The sequence below is a fragment of the Pseudomonas sp. R45(2017) genome, from assembly GCF_002112305.1.
Lineage (GTDB): Bacteria > Pseudomonadota > Gammaproteobacteria > Pseudomonadales > Pseudomonadaceae > Aquipseudomonas > Aquipseudomonas paraglycinae.
Genome location: NZ_NEHH01000004.1, coordinates 227369 through 249402, shown reverse-complemented (window position 1 = coordinate 249402; position 22034 = coordinate 227369). Strand labels below are relative to the sequence as shown.

Below are 22034 nucleotides of genomic sequence, written 5' to 3'. Positions count from 1 at the left end.
TCCGTGATCGGCTGGCACACTGTTTCAACGCCTGAACCCGACTATTGAAGTGTGGGTTCGCTGTCGGAGTCGAAGATGAAAAACTGGCTGGACGAGATCAAGTGGGACGCCGATGGCCTGGTGCCGGCGATTGCCCAGGATCACAAGACCGGACGCGTATTGATGATGGCCTGGATGAACCGCGAAGCCCTGGAGCTGACCGCGGCGGAAAACCGTGCCATCTATTGGTCACGTTCCCGTGGCAAGCTGTGGCGCAAGGGCGAAGAGTCCGGCCACGTACAGACGCTGCATGAAATGCGTCTGGACTGCGACGCCGACGTCATCATCCTGATGGTCGAACAGATCGGCGACATCGCTTGCCATACCGGCCGTCAAAGCTGCTTCTACCGCGTCTTCGAAAACGGCGACTGGAAAACGGTCGACCCGGTCCTGAAAGACCCGCACGCCATCTATTCCGCAGGACACAAACATGAGTGACACTCTGACCCGCCTTGCTCAGGTGCTGGAAGAGCGCAAAGGCGCAGCCGCCGACAGCTCGTATGTCGCCAGTCTGTACCACAAGGGTCTGAACAAGATTCTGGAGAAGGTCGGCGAAGAGTCGGTTGAAACGATCATTGCCGCCAAGGACGCCGCCGTCAGCGGCGACTGCAGCGACGTGATCTACGAGACCGCCGACCTGTGGTTCCACAGCATGGTCATGCTTGCCCAGCTGGGGCAGCATCCGCAGGCGGTGCTGGATGAACTGGATCGCCGTTTCGGCCTGTCCGGACACGTCGAGAAAGCCTCGCGCCCGTCCGCCTGAACAACTATTAGAGAGGAACAGCAACATGGGCATTTTTGACTGGAAACACTGGATCGTCATCCTGGTGGTCGTGGTACTGGTGTTCGGTACCAAGAAACTGAAAAACCTCGGCACCGACGTCGGCGAGTCGATCAAGGGCTTCCGTAAAGCCATGAACGACGACGAGAAACCGGCCGATCCGACCGTCACGCCTGCGCAACCGGTACCGCCGGTCCAGCCGCAAGCCACCGCTCAGGCCAACCCGCCGCACACCATCGACGTGCAGGCGCAGAAAGTCGAAGAGCCGATCCGCAAAGACGTGTGAGCACTGACTAATGTTTGGTATCAGCTTCTCTGAACTGCTGCTCGTCGGCCTCGTTGCCCTGCTGGTGCTGGGTCCCGAGCGTCTGCCGGGCGCTGCACGCACCGCCGGCCTGTGGGTCGGACGGCTGAAGCGCAGCTTCAACGCGATCAAACAGGAAGTTGAGCGTGAAATCGGTGCCGACGAAATCCGTCGGCAACTGCACAACGAGCACATCCTGTCGCTGGAACAGGAGGCGCGAAAGATTTTCACGCCGGTTCAGCAGGAGCCGACGCCGGTCGAGCATGTGGGTGAGCAGACGATTCACAGCCCTGCCGCTCCAACGCCAGCGGCACCTGCTGTAGCGCCAATCGAACCAGCGCCTGTCGTCGCGCCAGCCTCGGTTGAACACGTAACACCAACCGCCGCGCCGACCACACCAGCGCCTCAAGACCCAACATTGCCGCCGCGAGCCCCATGAGCGATCTCCCCGAAAACGACCAGCACATGCCGCTGGTTTCGCACCTCACCGAGTTGCGCACCCGCCTGCTGCGTTGCGTGGCGGCGATCTTCATCATCTTCGCCGGGCTGTTTGCCTTCACCCAGCAGATCTACACCTTCGTCTCGACGCCGTTGCGCGAATACCTGCCAGCCGGCGCGACGATGATCGCCACCGACGTGTCGTCGCCGTTCCTGACACCGTTGAAGCTGACGATGATGGTCTCGCTGTTCCTGGCGATTCCGGTAATCCTGCATCAGATCTGGGGCTTCATCGCACCGGGCCTGTACAAGCACGAGAAGCGTGTCGCAGTGCCGTTGCTGATTTCCAGCATCCTGCTGTTCTACACCGGCATGGCGTTCGCCTACTTCTTCGTGTTCCCGCTGATCTTCAAGTTCTTCGCCTCGGCCACCCCGGCCGGCGTGGAAATGATGACCGACATCACCAGCTACCTCGACTTCGTCATGACGCTGTTTTTCGCCTTCGGCGTGGCGTTCGAAATCCCGGTGGCCGTGGTGCTGCTGGTGTGGATCGGCGTGGTCGACGTCAAATACCTGAAGAAGATCCGTCCGTACGTGATCATCGGCTGCTTCGTGGTCGGCATGATCCTGACCCCGCCGGACATCTTCTCCCAGACCCTGCTGGCCGTGCCGATGTGGATGCTGTTCGAAGTCGGCATCCTGTTCGGCAGTCTGGTCAGCAAACGCGAGCGCCCGGAAGAAACCGCCGACGATCACAACGACCAGCCGCCAGCGACTCAGCCATGAACCTGCTGCTGCTCGAAGAGGCCGACTTCATCGCGGCCGACCGCGTCGTGCTGCGTGATCGGCGCCTGACCCACATGCAGGAAGTCCACCGCTCGGAAGTCGGCGACAGCCTGCGGGTCGGGCGCATCAACGGGCTGATGGGCTCGGCCGAGCTGCTGCGCCTGGACGCGGGCGAAGCAGAGCTGCGGGTCACCCTCGATCAACCGCCGCCGGCCAAACTGCCGTTGACCCTGGTACTCGCCCTGCCCCGCCCGAAAATGCTGCGCCGGGTGTTCCAGACCGTGGCGACCATGGGCGTGTCGAAGGTGATTCTGGTCAACAGCTACCGGGTCGAGAAAAGCTTCTGGCAGACGCCATTCCTGGAGCCGGAAGCGATTCGCGAACAGCTGATCCTCGGCCTCGAACAGGCCCGCGATACCGTGCTGCCGGAAATCATCATCGAGAAGCGCTTCAAGCCGTTCGTCGAAGATCGCCTGCCGGCCATCACCGACAGCACCCTCGGCCTGGTCGGCCATCCGGGCAATTTCCCGCCCTGCCCCCGCGCTCTGAACGAACCGGTGACCCTGGCCATCGGCCCCGAGGGTGGCTGGATTCCCTACGAAATCGATCTGCTGGCCAAGGCCGGGCTGCAACCCGTGCAGCTTGGCGAGCGAATCCTGCGGGTCGAAACCGCCGTCACCGCGCTGCTCGCCCGGCTGTTCTGAAGTCTTCGCCAGACAAAAGGCGTTACAGATTGCCATCATTCGGCCGATACCCTCCCCATAAGTCCAATTAGTGGTCCGAGGGAGTCGTCGCATGTACCGTTGGTTAGCCGAGAGTCTTGGAAACGTCAGCGTTAAACGTAAGCTTGGAATCGGTTTCGGCCTGGTGCTGCTGCTGACCCTGTTGATCACCTTCACCGGCTGGACCGGCATGAGCGGCATCATCAGCCGGGGCGACAAGCTCGGGTTCATCTCCGGCCTCAACGAGCTGACCAAAGACCTGCGCCTTGCGCGCCTGGACTATGAAGCCCGCCGTGGCGAACAGGGTCCTGGCGCGGTCAACGACCTGCTCGGCAAACTCGACAGCGGCCTGCAAAGCGCCCGCAACATGATCGAGCAACCGTCCGACGTGGCCATGATCGATCAACAACTGGCGGCGGTCGCCGAGTACAAACGCGCCTTTGGCGACATGACCCAGGCAACCGTGCAGCGTGAAGACGCCCGCAGCAAACTCGGCGCCAGCGCCGACAATGCCGTGGCCAAGGTCAGTGAAGTCGAGAAATCCCTGCTGCAAGGCGACAGCGTCGCGCAATTCAACAGCGTGATCGAACTGAGCAAACTGCTGCAGCAGGCGCGCTATCAGGTGCGCGGCTACACTTACAGCGGCAAGGCCGAGGCCGAACAGCCGGCGCTGGATGCCATCGCCGCCGCCCTGAACAATCTGGAAAGCCTGCCGAGCAAACTGCCCGAGCAACACATCGCCAACCTGCAGCAGGCCACCGAATCGCTGAAGGCTTACCGCGCTGCCGTCAGCCAGTTCCGCGACTCCCAGGTGAACAACGCCAAGGCCTTGGCTCGCATGTCGGCCCAGGGTGACATCCTGCTCGACGTCAGCAAGAAGCTCACGGTGTCCCAGACCATCGTCCGCGACACCGATGCCGCCAGCGCCAAGAATCAGCTGCTGATCGCCACTCTGCTGGCTGTGGCTTTCGGTCTGCTCGCCGCCTGGGCGATCACCCGCCAGATCATCATTCCGCTGGAGCAAACCCTGAAAGTTGCCGAGCGCGTCGCCGCTGGTGATCTGACCCACAACCTGGTGTCCCTGCGCCGCGACGAACTGGGTCAACTGCAACGCTCGATGCAGAGCATGACCCAGGGCCTGCGCGAATTGATCGGCGGCATCAGCGACGGCGTGACCCAGATCGCCAGCGCCGCCGAAGAACTGTCGGCCGTGACCGAGCAGACCAGCGCCGGGGTGAACAATCAGAAAATCGAGACCGACCAGGTCGCGACCGCCATGAACGAAATGGCCGCCACCGTGCAGGAAGTCGCGCGCAACGCCGAGGAAGCTTCGGAAGCAGCGGTCGCCGCCGACCAGCAGGCCCGTGAAGGCGACAAGGTGGTTGGCGAGGCCATTGCCCAGATCGAACGTCTGGCTGCCGAAGTCGGCCACTCCACCGAAGCCATGGGCGAGCTCAAGCGCGAAAGCGACAAGATCGGCAGCGTGCTCGACGTGATCAAGTCCGTGGCCCAACAAACCAACCTGCTGGCCCTCAACGCCGCCATCGAAGCCGCCCGTGCCGGTGAAGCCGGACGTGGTTTTGCGGTGGTTGCCGACGAAGTCCGCAGCCTCGCCCAGCGCACTCAGAAGTCCACGGAAGAGATTGAAGAGCTGATCGTCGGTCTGCAGAACGGCACCCAGCAAGTGGCGACGATCATGGACAACAGCCGCACCCTGACCGACAGCAGTGTCGAGCTGACCCGGCGTGCCGGTGGCTCGCTGGAAAGCATCACCCGCACCGTCTCGGCGATTCAGGCGATGAACCAGCAGATCGCTGCAGCGGCCGAGCAGCAGAGCGCCGTGGCCGAAGAGATCAACCGCAGCGTGCTGAACGTGCGTGATGTCTCGGACCAGACCTCGGCGGCCAGTGAAGAGACGGCGGCCTCCAGCGTCGAGCTGGCGCGCCTGGGCACTCACCTGCAAACGCTGGTGGGCCGGTTCAAGGTTTGAGGTGATTCACCCACCTCGGTTCGCTTGGGACCGAGGTGATGCTATCGCTGGCAAGCCAGCTCCCACAGGGTTTGTAGTCGACCACGAAGTTTGTGTTCAGCCCCATTAACTGTGGGAGCTGGCTTGCCAGCGATGACGTCCGAGCGGACGCCGCAGTTACAGAACCTGTCGAAGGAACGCCTGAGCTCGCGGATCCTTCGGTGCATCGAAGAACTCCGCCGGCGAGGCGTCTTCCAGCAGTTTGCCGTGATCGAAGAACAGCACCCGATCCGCCACTTCCCGGGCAAAGCCCATTTCGTGGGTCACGCAGACCATGGTCATGCCTTCCACGGCCAGGTTCTTCATCACGTCCAGCACTTCGCCGACCATTTCCGGGTCGAGGGCCGAGGTCGGTTCGTCGAACAGCATGACCTTCGGATCCATCGCCAGCGCCCGGGCAATCGCCACGCGCTGCTGCTGACCGCCGGACAGGCGCGACGGATATTCGCGGGCCTTCTGGGCGATGCCGACCTTCTCCAGCAATGCCAGAGCCTTGGCCTCGCTTTCTTTCTGGCCGCGTTTGCGCACGACTTTCTGCGCCAGGCACAGGTTTTCCAGCACGGTCATGTGCGGAAACAGATTGAAATGCTGGAACACCATGCCGACTTCGCGGCGGTAGGCGTTGACGTCGGTTTTCGGGTCGGCCAGTTGCAGGCCGTCGATGCTCACCGAGCCGGAATCGAACTCTTCCAGACCGTTGAGGCAACGCAGGAACGTCGACTTGCCGGAACCGGACGGGCCGATCACCACCAGCACTTCACCCTTGGCGACACTGGTGCTGACGTTATCCACCGCGCGCACCACTTGCCCACGGGTGTCGAAGACTTTTACCAGATCGCGGACTTCAATCACTTTGCGCGAGCCTCCGCTCAAGCCGGCTGGCGATTTTCGACAGCGGCAGGTTGATCAACAGGTACAGGCCGGCGACGCAGAACAGGATCTCGAACGGCGAGAACGACGTGGTGATGACTTCACGACCGCTTTTCAGCAGCTCGGTGATTGCGATCACCGACACCAGCGAAGTGTCTTTGACCAGACTGATGAACTGCCCGGCCAGCGGCGGCAGCACGCGCTTGAACGCCTGCGGCAGCACCACATGACGCATCGACTGGCCGGCGCTCAGACCCAGCGAACGCGCTGCTTCGTTCTGGCCGCGGGCAATCGACTGCACGCCGGAACGGATGATTTCCGCCACATAGGCACCGGTGAACAGCGACAGCGCGGCGATCCCGGCGAACTCCCGGGACAGGTTCATTACCGTGCCGATGAAGAAATAGAAAATGAAGATCTGCACCAGCAGCGGCGTGCCGCGCACCAGTTCGACATAGATCGTCGACAGGTCGCGCAGGGTCGGGTTGCTCGACAGCCGGCACAGCCCGGTCGCCAGACCGATCAGCAGGCCCAGCACGCCGGACACCACCGACAGCCAAAGCGTGGTCCACAGGCCCCACAACAGCGGACCCGCCGCCCAATGCCGCGTCACACCCACGACGTCGCCTTCGGCCACATCGTCGCCCTGGGCGAATTGCAGGCTGTTTTCGTCGACGGTCAGGTGCTGCTCGTCACCGGCATCGTTGCGCAGGGTGACCTGCGCGCTGCCGCCCTTGCGCACCAGTTCGCTGACGGTGGAAATGTCGGTCGCGCGCTGGGTTTCCTCGGCCTGATAGGCGAAGTACTGCGGCACACGGTTCCAGCGCCATTCGTAGGACATCAGCGACGTGGCGTAATACAACGCGCCAGCCAGGCCGACCAGCACCAGCACAGTCAGGACGTGCCAGGGCCATTGGGCTTTTTTCTGTTTCATTGAATGTTTCTCTGATTCGCTCGTTCCCACGCTCTGCGTGGGAATGCATCCTGTGACGCTCTGCGTCACGCTTGCTAAGGGACGCGGAGCGTCCCGGGCGGCGTTCCCACGCAAAGCGTGGGAACGATCAGCGGGCGGGCCTTATTCCATGTCCTTGAGCCACTCGGTGCTCTTGAACCACTTGTCATGGATGCGATCGTAGGTGCCGTCTTCGTGGATCTGGTGCAGGAAGTTGTTGATGAAGTTGATGCTGTCGTAGTCACCCTTCTTCAGACCGAAGGCCAGTGGCTCGTAGGTGAACGGCTTGTCGAGGAACACCAGCTTGCCGGCGCCGACCTTGTTCACCGCGACCACATTGTACGGGGCGTCGTAGATGAAGGCGTCAGCCTTGCCGTTGACCACGTCGAGCACGGCTTCCTGCTCGTTGTCGTAACCGTGGTACTTGGCCTTGGAGATCAGCTTCTTGGCGACCATCTCGCCGGTGGTGCCGAGCTTGGAAGTGATGCGGTAGTCGGCGGTGTTCAGGTCTTTGTAGGACTTGATGGTGCCTTCCAGCTCTTTACGGATCAGCAGGGTCTGGCCGACCACGATGAACGGTTCGCTGAAGTTCAGGCGCAGGTTGCGCTCCTGGGTCAGGGTCATGCCGCTGCCGATCATGTCGAACTTGTCGGTCATCAGCGCCGGGATGATCCCGTCGTAGCCGGTGGAGACCAGCTCCAGCTTGACGCCCATCGCCTTGGTCATGGCTTTGAGGATGTCGACTTCGAAACCGATGATTTCGCCGCGCTTGTTGGTCATTTCGAACGGCATGTAGGTCGGATCCATGCCGACTTTCAACGAGCCGCGCTTGACCGCGTCATCGATTGCGCCGGCCTGCGCCGCATTGACTGCAACCAGTGCCGTGACGCCGACCAGCAGCATCGACAGATACTTCTTCATCTTCAAGTCCCCAAAACCATTGCGTTTGCGGCGCGAAAACCGACAGAAATGGACAAGATTGTCCGGGTGCGCCAATTCGGGGACGGATGCTAACGCACTCGATTTTTTGCACAAGGTTTAATGGACGATTTGTTTAACATTCAAGATTTACCCCCTCACCCCAACCCTCTCCCCCAAGGGGGCGAGGGGGAAAGGGAGCCGATCTCCGTCGTTTTCCAGACCAGAGTTCAACTCGGTATCTCACGTCGGCGTAACTCGAACATTCAACCCGGTCAGTCCCCTCTCCCTCCGGGAGAGGGTTAGGGTGAGGGGGGCTTTTCAGCGAGCATAAAAAAACCCCGCCAGTTAGCGGGGTTTCTTCATCAGGCCGGTTGCGCCTGCAAGCTCACAGGCTTGAGCGGCAGCAGCGGTGCATGAGGATCAGCTTTCACCGAAGCCCGCCATGCGTCCAGCCACTCGGCATGACCTTCGGCCCACACCTGCTCGTGCAGACGGGCCAGGGCCACCGGATCGCTCAGCAGTTGCAGACGATCATGGTTGTTCAGCCCGGCCGGGCCGACCTTGATCGCGTGACGCACACGTTCCTGGCGCAGCCATTCGATCGGCTCGGCCTGACCGTGACGCGAGGTCGCCAGCGAGCACGCCAGGGCGTTCTGCTGTGGATCGACCACGGCGCGGACGAAGCCGTCGTTCAGCGCGTGCCAGCGGTTTTCGTGGGTGTACTGATCGGTGGCCAGCAGCTCCTGTGGCGGATTGTATTCCTCGGGGATGAGGAACAGGCTCTCGTCACGGGATTTGAGGCCCAGACCGACGCGGCTGGAAATCACCGACACCGGAATCGACAGCATCAGCGAACCGACGATCGGCACCAGCCACCACAGGAAGCTCGGGTTCAGCCAGATCACCAGCAGCGCCCAGAAGAAGCCCAGCAGGGTCTGCGGACCGTGACGCTTGACCGCTTCGCTCCATGGCGTCGAGTCGTCGTCACGCTGCGGAGAATTCCAGGTCGCGGCCCAGCCGAGGAACGCGGCCAGAACGAAACGGGTGTGGAAAATCATCCGCACCGGCGCCAGCAGCATGGAGAACAGCATCTCCAGCAGCATCGACAGGGTCACCTTGAACTTGCCGCCGAACTCTTTCGCGCCCTTGGCCCAGATCAGGATGATGCTCAACAGCTTCGGCAGGAACAGCAGCACGATGGTCGTCGAGAACAGCGCGATCGCCTTGTCCGGGTGCCATTGTGGCCACAGCGGATAGAGCTGACGCGGTTCGAGGAAGTACTGCGGCTCCATCAGCGTGTTCACCGCCAGCAGCGCGGTCGACAACACCAGGAAGAAGAACCACAGCGGCGCCGACAGGTAAGACATCACGCCAGTAAGAAACACCGCGCGGTGCACCGGGTGCATGCCTTTTACCAGGAACAGACGGAAGTTCATCAGGTTGCCGTGGCACCAGCGACGGTCACGCTTGAGTTCATCGAGCAGGTTCGGCGGCAGTTCTTCGTAGCTGCCCGGCAGATCGTAGGCAATCCACACGCCCCAGCCGGCACGGCGCATCAGCGCCGCTTCAACGAAGTCGTGAGAGAGGATCGCACCGGAGAACGCACCCTTGCCCGGCAACGGCGCCAGAGCGCAGTGGTCGATGAACGGCTTCATGCGGATGATCGCGTTGTGACCCCAGTAGTGGGATTCACCCAGCTGCCAGAAGTGCAGGCCGGCGGTGAACAGCGGACCGTACACGCGAGTGGCGAACTGCTGCATGCGTGCATACAACGTGTCCATGCCCGAAGCGCGCGGCGCGGTCTGGATGATGCCGGCGTCCGGAGTGGCCTCCATCAGGCGCACCAGACTGGTCAGGCACTCGCCGCTCATGACCGAGTCGGCGTCGAGTACGACCATGTACTTATAGTCACCGCCCCAGCGACGGCAGAAGTCGTCGAGGTTACCGCTCTTGCGTTTGACGCGACGGCGACGGCGGCGATAGAAGATCTTGCCGAAGCCCTTCGCTTCACGGCAGACGTCCAGCCAGGCCTGCTGCTCGGCAACGCAGATGTCGGTGTCGTTACTGTCACTGAGGACGAAGAAGTCGAAACGGTCCAGGTCGCCGGTAGCGGCGACCGACTCGAAGGTCGCGCGCAGACCGGCGAACACCCGAGGCACGTCTTCGTTGCAGATCGGCATCACCAGTGCGGTGCGCGCGTCTTTCGGAATCGGCTCGTTGCCGGCACTTTTACCGGAGATCCGGTATTTATCGTGGCCGGTAAGCAATTCGAGGAAGCCCATCAGCGCGGTCCAGAAACCGGCCGACACCCAGCAGAACAGAATCCCGAACATGATCAGGATGCTGGTCTGCAGCGCATATGGCAGCACTTGCGTGGCGGTTTGCAGCAGCGGTTGATGCAGGACCTCTTCCAGATCGACGAACGACCAGCCCTGGTACGGCATGATGCCTTTCATGTACCAGCCGGCGACGATGGTCTGACCCAGCATCAGCACCAGCAGAATGTAGCGACGGATCGAACCGACCGTGCGCCACCGCGCCGCCGGCAGCACATTGGCGTCCTTCGGCGGTTGCGGCGGGTTGGTCCGGCCGGTCAGGCGGCGCCAGCCACGCACCAGAATGTTGGTGCGCCACGGCTCCGGCACGACCTTGGTCCGACGGATCGGCGGCGTGGCCTTCATGCTGACCCGGCCGCTGGCGTCGAGCACCAGCATTTCCGCGTCTTGAAGCTCTTCGGCGGTGCTCAGGATCAGGCGCTGGCCGACCGAAGCCTGGGCGGCTTCGGTCGGCGCGTCAAAGGTCTTGGACGACAGGCGTTCATGCAATTCGCTGAAGGACTGGCAGCCCGCGAGTTCCGCGCGCTGCTCGTCGGTCATCGGCAGATGCGCCAGGTACTCGGACAGAGTCTCTGGCTGTACTTGAGAGTTACTCATCGGCAGGCAACTGATAGCTCCAGGTCTCGGTCAGGACTTCTTCAGTCGGTGCCGATTCCGGTGTGGCTGGGGCCGCGTCCGCAGCGGCTGGCTGCTTGGCGTCTTTGTTGGCCTTGTCCTTGGCATCTGCAACCGGCTTGGCGTCGGCCTGTTTGGCCTCGGCGGCCTTGGCTTCCTTGTCGGCTTTCTCTTGTTGCTTGGCGGCAACCTTGTCGGCCTTGGCTACCGACGAATTGGACGTCGGTACCGAAGACTTGGCCAGATCAGCGGTGACCACTGGCTGCACCAGGGCTGCGCGCATCTCGGTGGACTTGCTCGCGTCCTTGATCTTCATCCGCAGGGTCAGGCGCCAGCCCTTGGTTTCCGGGTTGTAGCGCACGCTGTTCTCGACCAGTTCGGCGTTGTCGCCGACGCTGACCTGGCTGCGAACGTCTGCATCCGGGGCCAGGGCGGCCAGGGACGGGCCCTCGAAGTCGACCAGGTAGGCAACGCTGCCATCCGGCTGACGGATCAGGTTCGATTGCTTGACGTCACCGGTCGAACGCAGGGTCTGGTTGACCCAGGCGCTGTCCGGCGCGTGCAGCGCGGCTTCGTCGATGGTCCAGTGCATGCGGTAGGCGAAGTCCAGCGGCTGGCCTGGCTCCGGCAGTTTTTCCGGGTTCCAGAACGCAACGATGTTGTCGTTGGTTTCGTCGGCGGTCGGGATCTCGACCAGATCGACGGTGCCTTTGCCCCAGTCGCCCTTCGGCTCGATCCAGGCGCTTGGGCGCTTGTCGTAGCGGTCGTCGAGGTCTTCGTAGTGGCTGAAGTCACGGCCACGTTGCAGCAGACCGAAACCACGCGGGTTTTCGACGCTGAACTGGCTGACAGCCAAATGTTTCGGGTTGTTCAGTGGGCGCCAGATCCACTCGCCGTTGCCGGCATGGATCGACAGACCGCTGGAGTCGTGCAGTTCACGACGGTAGTTGAGCACTTTCGACGGCTGGTTGGCGCCGAACAGGAACATGCTGGTCAGCGGCGCGATGCCGAGCTTGCCGACCTTGTCACGCAGGTACATCTGGCCCTTGACGTCGACGATGGTGTCGCTGCCCGGACGCAGGATCAGACGGTAGGCGCCGGTCGCACGTGGCGAATCCAGCAGGGCGAAGATCACCAGGTGCTTGTCGCCCGGCTTCGGCTGCTGAATCCAGAACTCGCGAAAACGCGGGAATTCTTCGCCGGACGGCAAAGCGGTATCGATCGCCAGACCACGGGCCGACAGACCGTAGGTGTGACCCTTGCCGACAACGCGGAAGTAGCTCGCGCCCAGCATGGTCATGATTTCGTCTTGCTTGTCAGCCTTGTTGATCGGGTACAGGACACGGAAACCGGCGTAGCCCAGTTGTTCGGTGGCCTTAGGATCGAACTGCAGGTCGCCGAAATCGAAACGGCTAGGATCGTATTTGATCTCTTCGACGGTGTTCGCGGTGATTTCGTTGATTTTCACCGGCGTATCGAAGTGCATGCCCTGATGATAGAAGGACAGCTTGAACGGGGTCTTCTGGTCGGCCCATTCGGCTTTTTCGGTGCGGAAACGAATCTTTTGATAGTCCGCGAATTTCATTTCACGGAATTCGTTTGGCAGGTTGCTGCGCGGGGCTTCGAACTTCTGCCCGGCCAGCTCTTTGGCCTTGGCCGACACATCGTCAAGATTGAATGCCCAAAGCTGGCCGGCGCTGAGCAGGCAGAGTACTGCCGAGCCCGCTACCAGAGCGCTGCGCAAGCGTTTGGCAGACAATTTTGCTGCATTACAGGGACTAACAATCACGAGCAACCCTCGCCGAAAACAGATCAATAAACCAACGGCCAGATGAAGTGCCTGTGAGGGATTCGGTACAAAAAAACCGACCTTTCAGGGCACCCTTGCCAAGTTGGCGAGCATTGTTCCGACTCCGCTGGGTCAAAATGATTCCCCAATCGGATCCGGACAAGTCTCTACCTAAGTCAAAATGGACCAACGAACGCTGATCCCCGTAGCGCGCGATTATCTAGTAGCCCGCGTGACAACGCATCAGGGGTAACAAAGTATTTATCGCGAAAATTCCCTGTTTTCAGTCGAAAAGCCCTTAAAAAGATGTTTCAAGCGCTTTCATGTCTGTAACAGGAAGGTTACCGGGCCATCATTGACCAGGTGCACCTGCATATCCGCGCCGAATCTACCTGATGCCACTGTGCCATGCATCTGTTTCGCTCTGCTTAATAGATAGTCGAATAATTCTTCGCCCAGCGCCGGAGGGGCGGCGGTCGAAAAACTCGGGCGCAACCCGCTTTTGGTGTCGGCAGCGAGGGTGAACTGAGAGACCAGCAGCAACCCGCCGCCCACATCCGCCAGGGACAGATTCATCTTGCCCTCGGCGTCACTGAACACTCGATAGTTAAGCAGCTTATGCAGAAGTTTGTCGGCGCTGGCCGGCGTGTCGTCGGGTTCGACCGCCACCAGCACCAATAAACCCTGATCGACACTGCCGACCACCTCGCCCGCCACTTCGACCCGCGCGCCATTCACGCGCTGCAACAGTCCCTTCATGCTTCTTCGGGCGGCAGGTCGAGCAGACGACGGGCCATTTTGCTGGCGGCGCGCACCAGTGCATCGGTGATGCCCGGTTCGGACGCGGCGTGGCCGGCATCGCGGATCACCTGCAGCTCGCTGTTCGGCCAGGCCTGATGCAGTTCCCAGGCGTTGTCGAGCGGGCAGATCACGTCGTAGCGGCCGTGGATGATCACGCCCGGCAGATGGGCGATCTTGCCCATGTCGCGGATCAGCTGGTTTGGCTCAAGGAACGCGTTGTTGGTGAAGTAGTGGCATTCGATCCGCGCAATCGACAAGGCGCGCTGCGGCTCGGAGAAGCGGTCGACCACCAGCGGATTCGGACGCAGGGTCGCGGTGCGCCCTTCCCAGGTCGACCAGGCCTTGGCCGCGTGCATCTGGGCGATCTGGTCGTTGCCGGTCAGGCGTTTGTGGAACGCGCTGAGCAGGTCGTCGCGCTCGTCCAGCGGAATCGGCGCGAGGTAGTCCTGCCAGTAATCGGGGAACAGACGGCTGGCGCCGGCCTGGTAGAACCATTCGATTTCCTGCGGACGGCAGAGAAAGATCCCGCGCAGGATCAGCCCATGCACGCGTTCCGGGTGGGTCTGCGCGTAGGCCAGCGCCAGGGTCGAACCCCAGGAGCCGCCGAACAGCACCCATTTGTCGATGCCCAGGTGTTTACGAATACGCTCGAGGTCTTCGACCAGATCCCAGGTGGTGTTGTTTTCCAGACTGGCGTGGGGCGTGGAGCGACCGCAACCGCGCTGGTCGAAGGTGACAATGCGATACAGGTTCGGATCAAAATAGCGGCGACTCTGGGCGTCGCACCCGGCGCCGGGACCTCCGTGGATGAACACCACCGGCAAACCTTCCGGTGAACCGCTTTCGTCGACGTACAGTGTATGGGTGTCATCGACGGCCAGATCGTGCCGTGCGTGAGGTTTGATCTGCGGAAACAAAGTCTGCATTGCGCGCTCCGTAAGGGGTCGAGGTCATCCCTGGGGGGACTTCTATTATTCTGCCGTCCGGCATCATAAACCCGATTTACGTCAATGAGCATGCCCGTGCGCTGTCACATTTTGTCAGCCATGAACCCCAGCAGGTTCTCAAAGAGACGATCGACCTCGGCGACCTGATGTCGCGCCCGCAGGCAACCATGAACCAGCCCTTCGCCGTAATACAGCGCCGCGTCGACGCCCGCCGCGTTCAGCCGTTCGGCGTAGCACACGCCGTCGTCACGCAGCGGATCGAACTGCGCCACGGCGATCCAGGCCGGTGGCAAACCGCTGAAGTCCCCGGCCAGCAACGGCATCGCATAGGCGTTAGGATTCGCGGTGCCGCGCAGGTACAAGGCGTGATAACAATCGACATCGCTGCTGGCGAGCAACGGCGCATCGGCGCATTCGCTGCGTGACGCTAACTGTGCGTCGCCTCCCAGCCCCGGATAGATCAAGACCTGCGCGCCCGGCAGCGGCTCGCCGGCATCGCGCAGCGCCAGGCACAGCGCCGCCGCCAGATTGCCGCCGGCGCTGTCGCCCGCCACCAGCATCCGTCCGGGATCGAACCAGAACGGTCCGCTGCGCAACGCGCGCCAGACGCTCAGGCAATCCTCGAAACCGGCCGGGAACGGATGCTCCGGCGCCAGCCGGTAATCCACCGCCACCACCATTGCCCCGAGCGCCATCGCCAGCTCGCAGCAGATGAAGTCATGGGAATCCAGCCCGCCGACCACCCAACCGCCGCCGTGCAGATACAACACGCACGGCCAGCCACTGGCCGATGGCCGGACAGGCGGGCGATACGAACGCACCGCCACCCCGCTCAACTGGAAATCCACCACCTCCAGACCCGTCGGCCGTTCGGGCGTGAACGCGCGGCACATGGCGTCATAGGATTTGCGCAATCCGCCGAGGCTGCTGTCATCGCTGGCGAAGCTTTCGGTTCTGGCGACGAACGCCGCCATCGACGGCGAGAGTGGATAAGTGCCCATCAGTTTTTCAGGCTGGCCTGAACCGTGGCCACGCCGTCCTTGCCGTCAAAACTGCTGACACCCGCCAGCCAGCGTTGCAGATCTTCGGGATGCTCACGCAGCCAGGTCTTCGCCACTTCCTGAGGGGTCTTGCGCTCCATGATCGGCACCATCAACTGGCTTTCCTGGGCGGCGGTGAAGGTCAGGTTTTCCAGCAGTCGATGGACGTTCGGGCAGCGCTCGGCGTAGTCCGGCGCGGTGACGGTGGAAACGGTGGCGGCGCCTTCGTTCGGGCCGTAGACGTCTTCGCTGCCGGTCAGGTAGGTGATTTTCATGTTGATGTTCATCGGGTGCGGCGTCCAGCCGACGAATACCACGAATTCCTTGCGGTTCACCGCTCGCTGCACGGCGGCGAGCATGCCGGCCTCACCGGATTCGATGATCTTGAAATCCTTCAGGCCGAAGTGGTTGGTTTCGATCATGGTCTTGATCGTGGTGTTGGCGCCGCTGCCGGGCTCGATGCCGTAGATTTTGGCGCCGAGTTGATCCTTGAATTTCGCGATGTCGCCAAAGGTCTTCAGCCCCGCCGCCGCCACGTAATCCGGAACCGCCAGCGTCGCCTGGGCGTCGGCCAGGCTTGGTTTGTCCATGACTTTGACCTGATTGGCGGCGAGGAACGGCGCGATGTTCTTGTCCATCGCCGGTTTCCAGTAGCCGAGGAAGATGTCCAGACGCTTGTCGCGGATGCCGGCGAAGATGATTTGCTGCACGGCGCTGGTCTGTTTGCTTTCGTAGCCGAGGCCGTTGAGCAGCACGTCGGCCATGCCGCTGGTGGCGATCACGTCGGTCCAGTTGACCACGCCCATGCGCACGGTTTTGCAGGATGCATCGTCGGAAGCCAGGGCGCCGGCGCTGAGCAGCGCACTGCCGGTGAGGATTAACGCACAACGAGTGAACAGTTTTTTCATGAGGGATCGTCTCGTGCGGCAGCGGGTTATTGTTCGGATCGGTGTCTTCTTGCACCGTGGCCGAAACATTACGCAGCAGGCGAGACGGAAAAGCGACCTGTGGCGACCGGGATTTGCACGGTGGCGACTGTTTGAGGACGCCCCCCCAGATTGCTCACTCACCGCAGATCGTTCCCACGCTCTGCGTGGGAATGCCTCAAGGGACGCTCCGCGTCCAGTGACGCAGAGCGTCACGGGCTGCATTCCCACGCGGACGGTTCGACGCCTCGACGTGGGAACGATCAGAGCAGACTCAGCTGTAGTGCTTTGTGCCCCAGGCGAGCAGCCCTTGCAGCAACTCCTTCAACACCACCCGCGTCGGCTCCGCCAGATCGGCGCGGTAGCGGAACGGTTCGAACTCTTCCATATACGTGCACTGGCCCAGCTCCAGTTGCACGGCGTGGATGTTCTCGGCCGGGTTGCCGTAGTGACGGGTGATGTGGCCGCCCTTGAAGCGTCCGTTCAGCACATGGCTGTAAGCGTCGTGGCGGGCGCAGATCGCTTCCAGTTGTGTGGCCAGTTGTGGATCGCAACTGGCGCCATTGAAGGTGCCAAGGTTGAAATCCGGCAGCTTGCCGTCGAACAGGTGCGGGATGATCGAACGGATCGAGTGTGCATCGAACAGCAGCGCGTAACCGAACTCGGCCTTCAGCCGCGCCAGCTCTTCCTGCAAGGTGCGGTGGTACGGCGTCCAGATCTGCTCCAGGTACGTCGCACGCTCTTCTTTCGACGGCTCTTTGCCTTCCTTGAACAACGGAATGCCATCGAACAGCGTCGCCGGGAACAGACCGGTGGTGGCGCCGGCGTACAGCGGTTTGTCGTCGGACGGCCGGTTGAGGTCGATGACGAACCGCGAGTACTCGGCCGCCAGGGTGCTGGCGCCCAGTTCGGCGGCGAAGTCGTAGAGCTGCGGAATGTGCCAGTCGGTGTCCGGCAGGCTTTTCGCGTCCGGGATCAACCCGGCCTCGACCGCCGGAGTCAGGCGCACACCGGCGTGGGGCATGCTGATCAGCAGCGGCACGCGACCTTGTTTGAAGTTCAGAACCTTATCCACAACCGCTCTCCTACAGACTTGATTCAACGCCGTGACGGACGACGCGTTTATCCAGTTCACCACCCAGCCAGTACGCCAGATCCGCCGGGCGGTCGATCTGCCAGGCGACAAAATCCGCGACCTTGCCGACTTCCAGCGAACCGTGGGTATCGGCCATGCCCAAGGCTTGCGCCGCGTGAATCGTGGCGCCGGCCAGGGCTTCTTCCGGGGTCATGCGGAAACAAGTGCAGGCCATGTTCAGCATCAGGCGCAACGACAGCGCCGGCGAGGTGCCGGGGTTGAGGTCGCTGGCGATGGCGATTTTCACTTTGTGTTTGCGCAGGGCGTCCATCGGCGGCAACTGGGTTTCGCGCAGGAAGTAGAACGCGCCCGGCAACAGCACTGCGACGGTGTCGGATTCGGCCATGGCGATGGCGTCGGCTTCGTCCATGAACTCCAGGTGATCGGCGGACAATGCGTGATAGCGCGCGGCCAGGCTGGAGCCATGCAGCGACGACAATTGTTCGGCGTGCAGCTTCACCGGCAGACCGAGTTCTTGCGCGGCGATGAACACCCGCTCGACCTGCTCCGGGGAGAACGCCAGGTATTCGCAGAACGCATCCACCGCATCCACCAGGCCTTCGGCGGCCAGCGCCGGGAGCATCTCGGCGCAGATGTGATCGATGTAGTCGTCGGCGCGATCCTTGTACTCCGGCGGCAATGCATGGGCGGCCAGACAGGTGCTGCGCACGCTGATCGGCAGTTCGGCGGCGAGGCGACGGATGACCCGCAGGATCTTGCGCTCGCTGGCCAGATCGAGGCCGTAGCCAGACTTCATTTCGACCGTGGTCACGCCGTCTCGCATCAGGCTTTTCAGACGTTTGGCGGCGCTGGCGAACAGCTCGTCTTCCGAGGCCTCACGCGTGGCACGCACGGTGCTGGCGATGCCGCCGCCGGCCGCTGCGATTTCGGCATAGCTGACGCCTTGCAGGCGCTTCTCGAACTCGCCGCTGCGGTTGCCGCCGAACACGGTGTGAGTGTGGCAATCGATCAGGCCGGGGGTGACCCACGCGCCTTGCAGGTCATTGACCGCCGGGTATTCGCCTGACGGCAATTGGCTGCGCGGGCCAATCCACTCGATGAGTGCACCGGACGTCACGATGGCCGCATCCTCGATGATCGAGTAGACGCCTTGCGCCATGGTTGCGACGTGGCAGTGTTGCCAGAGGGTTTTCACTGTGAGCCTCCGTTGGATTCTGTTTGGTGGGCAGCCTTCAAAAGCCCCCTCACCCTAACCCTCTCCCGGAGGGAGAGGGGACTGACCGGGTTGCTCTTTCGAGGTACATCGACCTGAAATTCTTGAGTCGAACTCAGGTTCTGAAAACGATGAAGATCTGCTCCCTTTCCCCCTCTCCCCCTTGGGGGAGAGGGCTGGGGTGAGGGGGATCGGTTTCCCGGACGACAAAAATCCCCCTGAAAAAACGCTTACAAACTAGGCAGCAACTTCGCCGGAACCAGTTCAGTCAGGACCCGCGAAGCCAACAGTTCGGTCGCCGCGTTGATATCCGGCGCGAAGAAGCGGTCCTTCTCGTAGAACGGCACTTCGCGACGCAGAATCCCTCGGGCCAGTTCCAGTTTGGCCGAAGTTTTCAGGCCGTTGCGCAGATCAAGCCCCTGCACCGCCGCCAGCCACTCCACCGCAAGAATCCCGCGGGTATTCTCAGCCATTTCCCACAGGCGCTTGCCAGCGGCCGGGGCCATCGACACGTGGTCTTCCTGGTTGGCGGAAGTCGGCAGGCTGTCCACCGAATGTGGATGCGACAGTGCCTTGTTTTCGCTGGCCAAGGCCGCAGCGGTCACCTGGGCGATCATGAAGCCGGAATTTACGCCGCCATTGGCCACCAGGAACGGCGGCAGCTGCGACATGTGCTTGTCCATCATCAACGAGATGCGACGCTCACTCAGGGAACCGATTTCGGCAATGGCCAACGCCATGTTGTCAGCGGCCATGGCCACCGGCTCGGCGTGGAAGTTGCCGCCGGAAATCACGTCGCCTTCGGCCGCGAATACCAGCGGGTTGTCGGATACGGCGTTGGCCTCGACAGCCAGCACTTCGGCGGCCTGACGGAACTGGGTCAGGCACGCGCCCATGACTTGCGGCTGGCAACGCAGCGAGTACGGGTCCTGCACCTTTTCGCAGTTCTGGTGCGAGTCGGAGACTTCGCTACGCTCGCCCAGCAGATCGCGGTAAGCGGCAGCGGCGTCGATCTGGCCTTTCTGGCCACGGGCGGCGTGGATGCGCGCATCGAACGGCGAACGCGAGCCGAGCACCGCTTCCACCGTCAGACCGCCCAGCGCCAGCGCGCCGGCGAACAGGTCTTCACCTTCGAACAGACCGCGCAACGCGAATGCGGTGGACACCTGAGTGCCGTTGAGCAGCGCCAGACCCTCTTTCGCCGCCAGGGTCAGCGGGGTCAGACCGGCGACTTTCAGCGCTTCGGTCGCTTCCATCCACTCGCCCTTGTAACGCGCCTTGCCCTCGCCCAGCAGCACCAGCGACATGTGCGCCAATGGCGCGAGGTCGCCGGAGGCACCGACCGAACCTTTCAGCGGAATGTGTGGGTAAACCTCGGCGTTGATCAGGGCGATCAGCGCATCGATCACCACCCGACGGATCCCGGAGAAACCACGGCTGAGGCTGTTGACCTTGAGCACCATGATCAGGCGCACCAGCTCATCGCTGATCGGCTGGCCGACACCCGCGGCGTGGGACAGCACCAGCGAGCGCTGGAGGTTTTCCAGGTCTTCGCTGGCGATGCGGGTCGAGGCCAGCAGGCCGAAACCGGTATTGATGCCGTAGGCGGTGCGGTTTTCCGCGAGGATCTGCTCGACGCAGGCCACGCTGGCTTCGATCTGCGCGCTGGCGCTGTTGTCGAGGGTCAGCTTGACCGGGTTCTGATAAACGTCACGCAGTTGGGCCAGGCTCAGTTGGCCGGGGATCAGGTTCAGCGCAGTCATTTAAATGCTCCTTTTGAGGCATTGTTATTAACTACCAGTCGCTCCGGAGCATTCCGTTATCCGTCGCCTCTCGTCTTTTGGACGATCCGCGCCTTGGCACGCTGGTATGGGTAGTTGTCAGTGCAGATTGGGTAATGCGTTGTGCAGCAGATCCGGGTCTTTCAGAACGCCTGCAGCAGCGGCGATGTCCGGCGCCAGCCAGCGGTCCTGATCGTAGGCCGGGACTTTTTCGCGCAGCAGTCGCCAGGCGGTATCGGTGCCCGCGCCGAAGCGCTGTTCCTTGAGGAATTCAAACGCCTGGGCCGCCAGCAGGTACTCGATGGCGAGGATCTGCGTGCAGTTTTCCAGCGCGCGATGCAGCTTCAGCGCGGCGTTGGTGCCCATGCTCAGATGGTCTTCCTGCAGGCCCGAGGTGACGTAGTTGTCGAGCACCGCCGGTTGCGCCAACTGGCGGTTTTCCGCGCACAGCGACGCGGCGACGTATTGCACGATCATCATCCCGGAGTTCACCCCCGGATTGGCCACCAGAAACGCCGGCAGACCGCTGACGTGCGGGTTGATCAGGCGATCCAGACGCCGCTCGGCAATCGAGCCGATTTCAGCCATCGCAATCGCCAGCAGATCCGCCGCCAGCGCCACCGATTGTCCGTGCGGGTTGGCCTGGGACATCACCCGGAAGTCATCCGGCGTGCCCAGCAGCAACGGGTTGTCGGTGCAGCCGTTGAGCTCGGTTTCGATCTGTTTGATCGCGTGTTCCAGTTGATCGCGCGCAGCACCGTGCACCTGCGGGATCGAGCGGATGCTCAAGGCATCCTGAGTGCGAATGCCTTTGCTCGACTCAATCACTTCACTGCCATCGAGCAAGGCGCGCAGGTTGACGCCGACCTGCTGCATGCCCGGATGCGGCTTGAGCGCGATGATCTCGGCATCGAAAGCGGCGATCTGGCCGCGTTGTGCTTCAAAGCTCATGGCGCCGATCACGTCGGCCCATTGCAGCAGACGCGTGGCGTCGGCAATCGCCAGGCAACCGAGGCCGGTCATGCACGGCGTGCCGTTGACCAGACACAGACCGTCCTTCGCCCCGAGCTGCACCGGTTGCAGGCCCTCTTCGGCCAGCGCCTGCTGCGCGGAAACCACTTGCCCGCGATAACTGACATTGCCCACGCCCAGCAGCGCGATGCCGATGTGCGCCATGTGGGTCAGGTAACCCACCGAACCCTGCGACGGCACTTGCGGGGTGATGCCGCGATTGAGCAGCGCCAGCAGCGCTTCGACCACCCGGCGATGAATGCCGGATTTGCCGTGGCTGTAGTTGCGGATCGCAGCGCACATGATTGCCCGGGTCTGCTCGTCGGCCAGTACCGGACCGACGCCGCAGGCATGGCTGAGCAAGGTGTTGCGCGACAGCTGACTGAGCTGCTCGTCTTTCAGCGAAACGTTGCACAGCGCACCGAGACCGGTGTTCACACCATAGGCGCGCTCGCCGCTGGCAACGATACGCTGGACGATGCCCTGCGCGTTTTCAATGCGCGCCCAGGTCTGCGCCGACAGCTCGAGCTGCGCTCCGTGACGGGCGACTGCGACCACATCCTGCCAACGCATCGTAGCGTCGGCGATAACGACTTTTTCAGCCTGGGACATCACTTACCTCAACCATAATTTTGAT

The 22034-nt window shown here is 62.2% G+C and carries 20 protein-coding genes and 1 pseudogene; 8 read left to right on the top strand and 13 right to left on the bottom strand.

The genetic code is table 11. The annotated features are described in order from the left end of the window. The first annotated feature begins 75 nt into the window (after positions 1-75). The 8 genes and pseudogenes from hisI to CAF74_RS29625 all read left to right on the top strand — a co-directional run bounded on the left by hisI (position 76) and on the right by CAF74_RS29625 (position 5060). Positions 76-477: a phosphoribosyl-AMP cyclohydrolase gene (gene hisI, locus CAF74_RS11255; protein WP_007909357.1), complete on the top strand. Its 402-nt coding sequence runs from the start codon at positions 76-78 to the stop codon at positions 475-477. Beyond that, entirely contained in the window at positions 470-802 is a 333-nt protein-coding gene (locus CAF74_RS11250) for a phosphoribosyl-ATP diphosphatase (protein WP_007952422.1), read from the top strand. The genes hisI and CAF74_RS11250 overlap by 8 nt, the downstream gene beginning before the upstream one ends. A gap of 25 nt (positions 803-827) precedes the next feature. Further along, a complete protein-coding gene (locus CAF74_RS11245; RefSeq protein WP_007952423.1) occupies positions 828-1106 on the top strand; it encodes a twin-arginine translocase TatA/TatE family subunit in 279 nt (92 codons plus the stop codon). 10 nt (positions 1107-1116) lie between these two features. Beyond that, complete coding sequence (tatB, locus tag CAF74_RS11240; protein ID WP_085746405.1) at positions 1117-1563, top strand: Sec-independent protein translocase protein TatB; 447 nt, start codon at positions 1117-1119, stop codon at positions 1561-1563. Continuing rightward, positions 1560-2348 (top strand): twin-arginine translocase subunit TatC, encoded by a 789-nt coding sequence (tatC, locus tag CAF74_RS11235; RefSeq protein WP_007952425.1) that lies wholly within the window; start codon positions 1560-1562, stop codon positions 2346-2348. The genes tatB and tatC overlap by 4 nt, the downstream gene beginning before the upstream one ends. Continuing rightward, complete coding sequence (locus tag CAF74_RS11230) at positions 2345-3052, top strand: 16S rRNA (uracil(1498)-N(3))-methyltransferase (protein WP_085746404.1); 708 nt, start codon at positions 2345-2347, stop codon at positions 3050-3052. The genes tatC and CAF74_RS11230 overlap by 4 nt, the downstream gene beginning before the upstream one ends. 91 nt (positions 3053-3143) lie before the next feature. Continuing rightward, positions 3144-4205: pseudogene (locus tag CAF74_RS29630) on the top strand (methyl-accepting chemotaxis protein); the annotation flags it as partial. Beyond that, positions 4188-5060, top strand: coding sequence for a methyl-accepting chemotaxis protein (locus CAF74_RS29625; RefSeq protein WP_371850981.1), 873 nt, complete (start codon positions 4188-4190; stop codon positions 5058-5060). The pseudogene CAF74_RS29630 and the gene CAF74_RS29625, both read left to right, overlap by 18 nt. A gap of 156 nt (positions 5061-5216) precedes the next feature. Here the strand turns inward: CAF74_RS29625 and CAF74_RS11220 are convergent, their stop codons facing one another. The 13 genes from CAF74_RS11220 to hutH (CAF74_RS11160) form a co-directional block, all read right to left on the bottom strand. Next, positions 5217-5951, bottom strand: a complete 735-nt coding sequence (locus CAF74_RS11220; protein WP_064592877.1) for an amino acid ABC transporter ATP-binding protein — start codon at positions 5949-5951, stop codon at positions 5217-5219. Further along, entirely contained in the window at positions 5944-6903 is a 960-nt protein-coding gene (locus CAF74_RS11215; RefSeq protein WP_007952431.1) for an amino acid ABC transporter permease, read from the bottom strand. Before CAF74_RS11215 ends, CAF74_RS11220 begins: the two co-directional genes overlap by 8 nt. 141 nt (positions 6904-7044) lie before the next feature. Further along, positions 7045-7842 (bottom strand): transporter substrate-binding domain-containing protein, encoded by a 798-nt coding sequence (locus CAF74_RS11210; protein ID WP_039772466.1) that lies wholly within the window; start codon positions 7840-7842, stop codon positions 7045-7047. Positions 7843-8204: 362 nt separating this feature from the next. Beyond that, entirely contained in the window at positions 8205-10775 is a 2571-nt protein-coding gene (mdoH, locus tag CAF74_RS11205; protein WP_085746402.1) for a glucans biosynthesis glucosyltransferase MdoH, read from the bottom strand. Next, complete coding sequence (locus CAF74_RS11200) at positions 10768-12582, bottom strand: glucan biosynthesis protein G (RefSeq protein ID WP_085611241.1); 1815 nt, start codon at positions 12580-12582, stop codon at positions 10768-10770. Before CAF74_RS11200 ends, mdoH begins: the two co-directional genes overlap by 8 nt. 321 nt (positions 12583-12903) lie before the next feature. Then, entirely contained in the window at positions 12904-13341 is a 438-nt protein-coding gene (gene dtd / locus CAF74_RS11195; protein WP_085746401.1) for a D-aminoacyl-tRNA deacylase, read from the bottom strand. Continuing rightward, positions 13338-14309 (bottom strand): prolyl aminopeptidase, encoded by a 972-nt coding sequence (gene pip / locus CAF74_RS11190; RefSeq protein WP_007952436.1) that lies wholly within the window; start codon positions 14307-14309, stop codon positions 13338-13340. The genes dtd and pip overlap by 4 nt, the downstream gene beginning before the upstream one ends. Before the next feature lie 104 nt (positions 14310-14413). After that, positions 14414-15331: an alpha/beta hydrolase gene (locus tag CAF74_RS11185; protein WP_085746400.1), complete on the bottom strand. Its 918-nt coding sequence runs from the start codon at positions 15329-15331 to the stop codon at positions 14414-14416. Further along, positions 15331-16278, bottom strand: a complete 948-nt coding sequence (locus tag CAF74_RS11180; protein ID WP_085746399.1) for a choline ABC transporter substrate-binding protein — start codon at positions 16276-16278, stop codon at positions 15331-15333. Before CAF74_RS11180 ends, CAF74_RS11185 begins: the two co-directional genes overlap by 1 nt. A 292-nt stretch (positions 16279-16570) precedes the next feature. Continuing rightward, positions 16571-17371, bottom strand: coding sequence for an N-formylglutamate deformylase (hutG, locus tag CAF74_RS11175; protein ID WP_085746398.1), 801 nt, complete (start codon positions 17369-17371; stop codon positions 16571-16573). Positions 17372-17381: 10 nt separating this feature from the next. Further along, positions 17382-18587, bottom strand: coding sequence for an imidazolonepropionase (gene hutI, locus CAF74_RS11170; RefSeq protein ID WP_085746397.1), 1206 nt, complete (start codon positions 18585-18587; stop codon positions 17382-17384). 248 nt (positions 18588-18835) lie between these two features. After that, positions 18836-20368: a histidine ammonia-lyase gene (hutH, locus tag CAF74_RS11165; RefSeq protein ID WP_085746396.1), complete on the bottom strand. Its 1533-nt coding sequence runs from the start codon at positions 20366-20368 to the stop codon at positions 18836-18838. Positions 20369-20485: 117 nt separating this feature from the next. Then, positions 20486-22009, bottom strand: coding sequence for a histidine ammonia-lyase (gene hutH / locus CAF74_RS11160; RefSeq protein ID WP_085746395.1), 1524 nt, complete (start codon positions 22007-22009; stop codon positions 20486-20488). Between the last annotated feature and the right edge of the window lie 25 nt (positions 22010-22034).

Bases quoted from the DNA above. Each gene is read 5' to 3' on its own strand.
- hisI (WP_007909357.1), top strand. From the start codon at position 76: ATGAAAAACTGGCTGGACGAGATCAAGTGGGACGCCGATGGCCTGGTG.
- CAF74_RS11250 (WP_007952422.1), top strand. From the start codon at position 470: ATGAGTGACACTCTGACCCGCCTTGCTCAGGTGCTGGAAGAGCGCAAA.
- CAF74_RS11245 (WP_007952423.1), top strand. From the start codon at position 828: ATGGGCATTTTTGACTGGAAACACTGGATCGTCATCCTGGTGGTCGTG.
- tatB (WP_085746405.1), top strand. From the start codon at position 1,117: ATGTTTGGTATCAGCTTCTCTGAACTGCTGCTCGTCGGCCTCGTTGCC.
- tatC (WP_007952425.1), top strand. From the start codon at position 1,560: ATGAGCGATCTCCCCGAAAACGACCAGCACATGCCGCTGGTTTCGCAC.
- CAF74_RS11230 (WP_085746404.1), top strand. From the start codon at position 2,345: ATGAACCTGCTGCTGCTCGAAGAGGCCGACTTCATCGCGGCCGACCGC.
- CAF74_RS29625 (WP_371850981.1), top strand. From the start codon at position 4,188: ATGCAGAGCATGACCCAGGGCCTGCGCGAATTGATCGGCGGCATCAGC.
- CAF74_RS11215 (WP_007952431.1), bottom strand. From the start codon at position 6,903: ATGAAACAGAAAAAAGCCCAATGGCCCTGGCACGTCCTGACTGTGCTG.
- CAF74_RS11210 (WP_039772466.1), bottom strand. From the start codon at position 7,842: ATGAAGAAGTATCTGTCGATGCTGCTGGTCGGCGTCACGGCACTGGTT.
- mdoH (WP_085746402.1), bottom strand. From the start codon at position 10,775: ATGAGTAACTCTCAAGTACAGCCAGAGACTCTGTCCGAGTACCTGGCG.
- dtd (WP_085746401.1), bottom strand. From the start codon at position 13,341: ATGAAGGGACTGTTGCAGCGCGTGAATGGCGCGCGGGTCGAAGTGGCG.
- pip (WP_007952436.1), bottom strand. From the start codon at position 14,309: ATGCAGACTTTGTTTCCGCAGATCAAACCTCACGCACGGCACGATCTG.
- CAF74_RS11185 (WP_085746400.1), bottom strand. From the start codon at position 15,331: ATGGGCACTTATCCACTCTCGCCGTCGATGGCGGCGTTCGTCGCCAGA.
- CAF74_RS11180 (WP_085746399.1), bottom strand. From the start codon at position 16,278: ATGAAAAAACTGTTCACTCGTTGTGCGTTAATCCTCACCGGCAGTGCG.
- hutH (WP_085746396.1), bottom strand. From the start codon at position 20,368: ATGACTGCGCTGAACCTGATCCCCGGCCAACTGAGCCTGGCCCAACTG.
- hutH (WP_085746395.1), bottom strand. From the start codon at position 22,009: ATGTCCCAGGCTGAAAAAGTCGTTATCGCCGACGCTACGATGCGTTGG.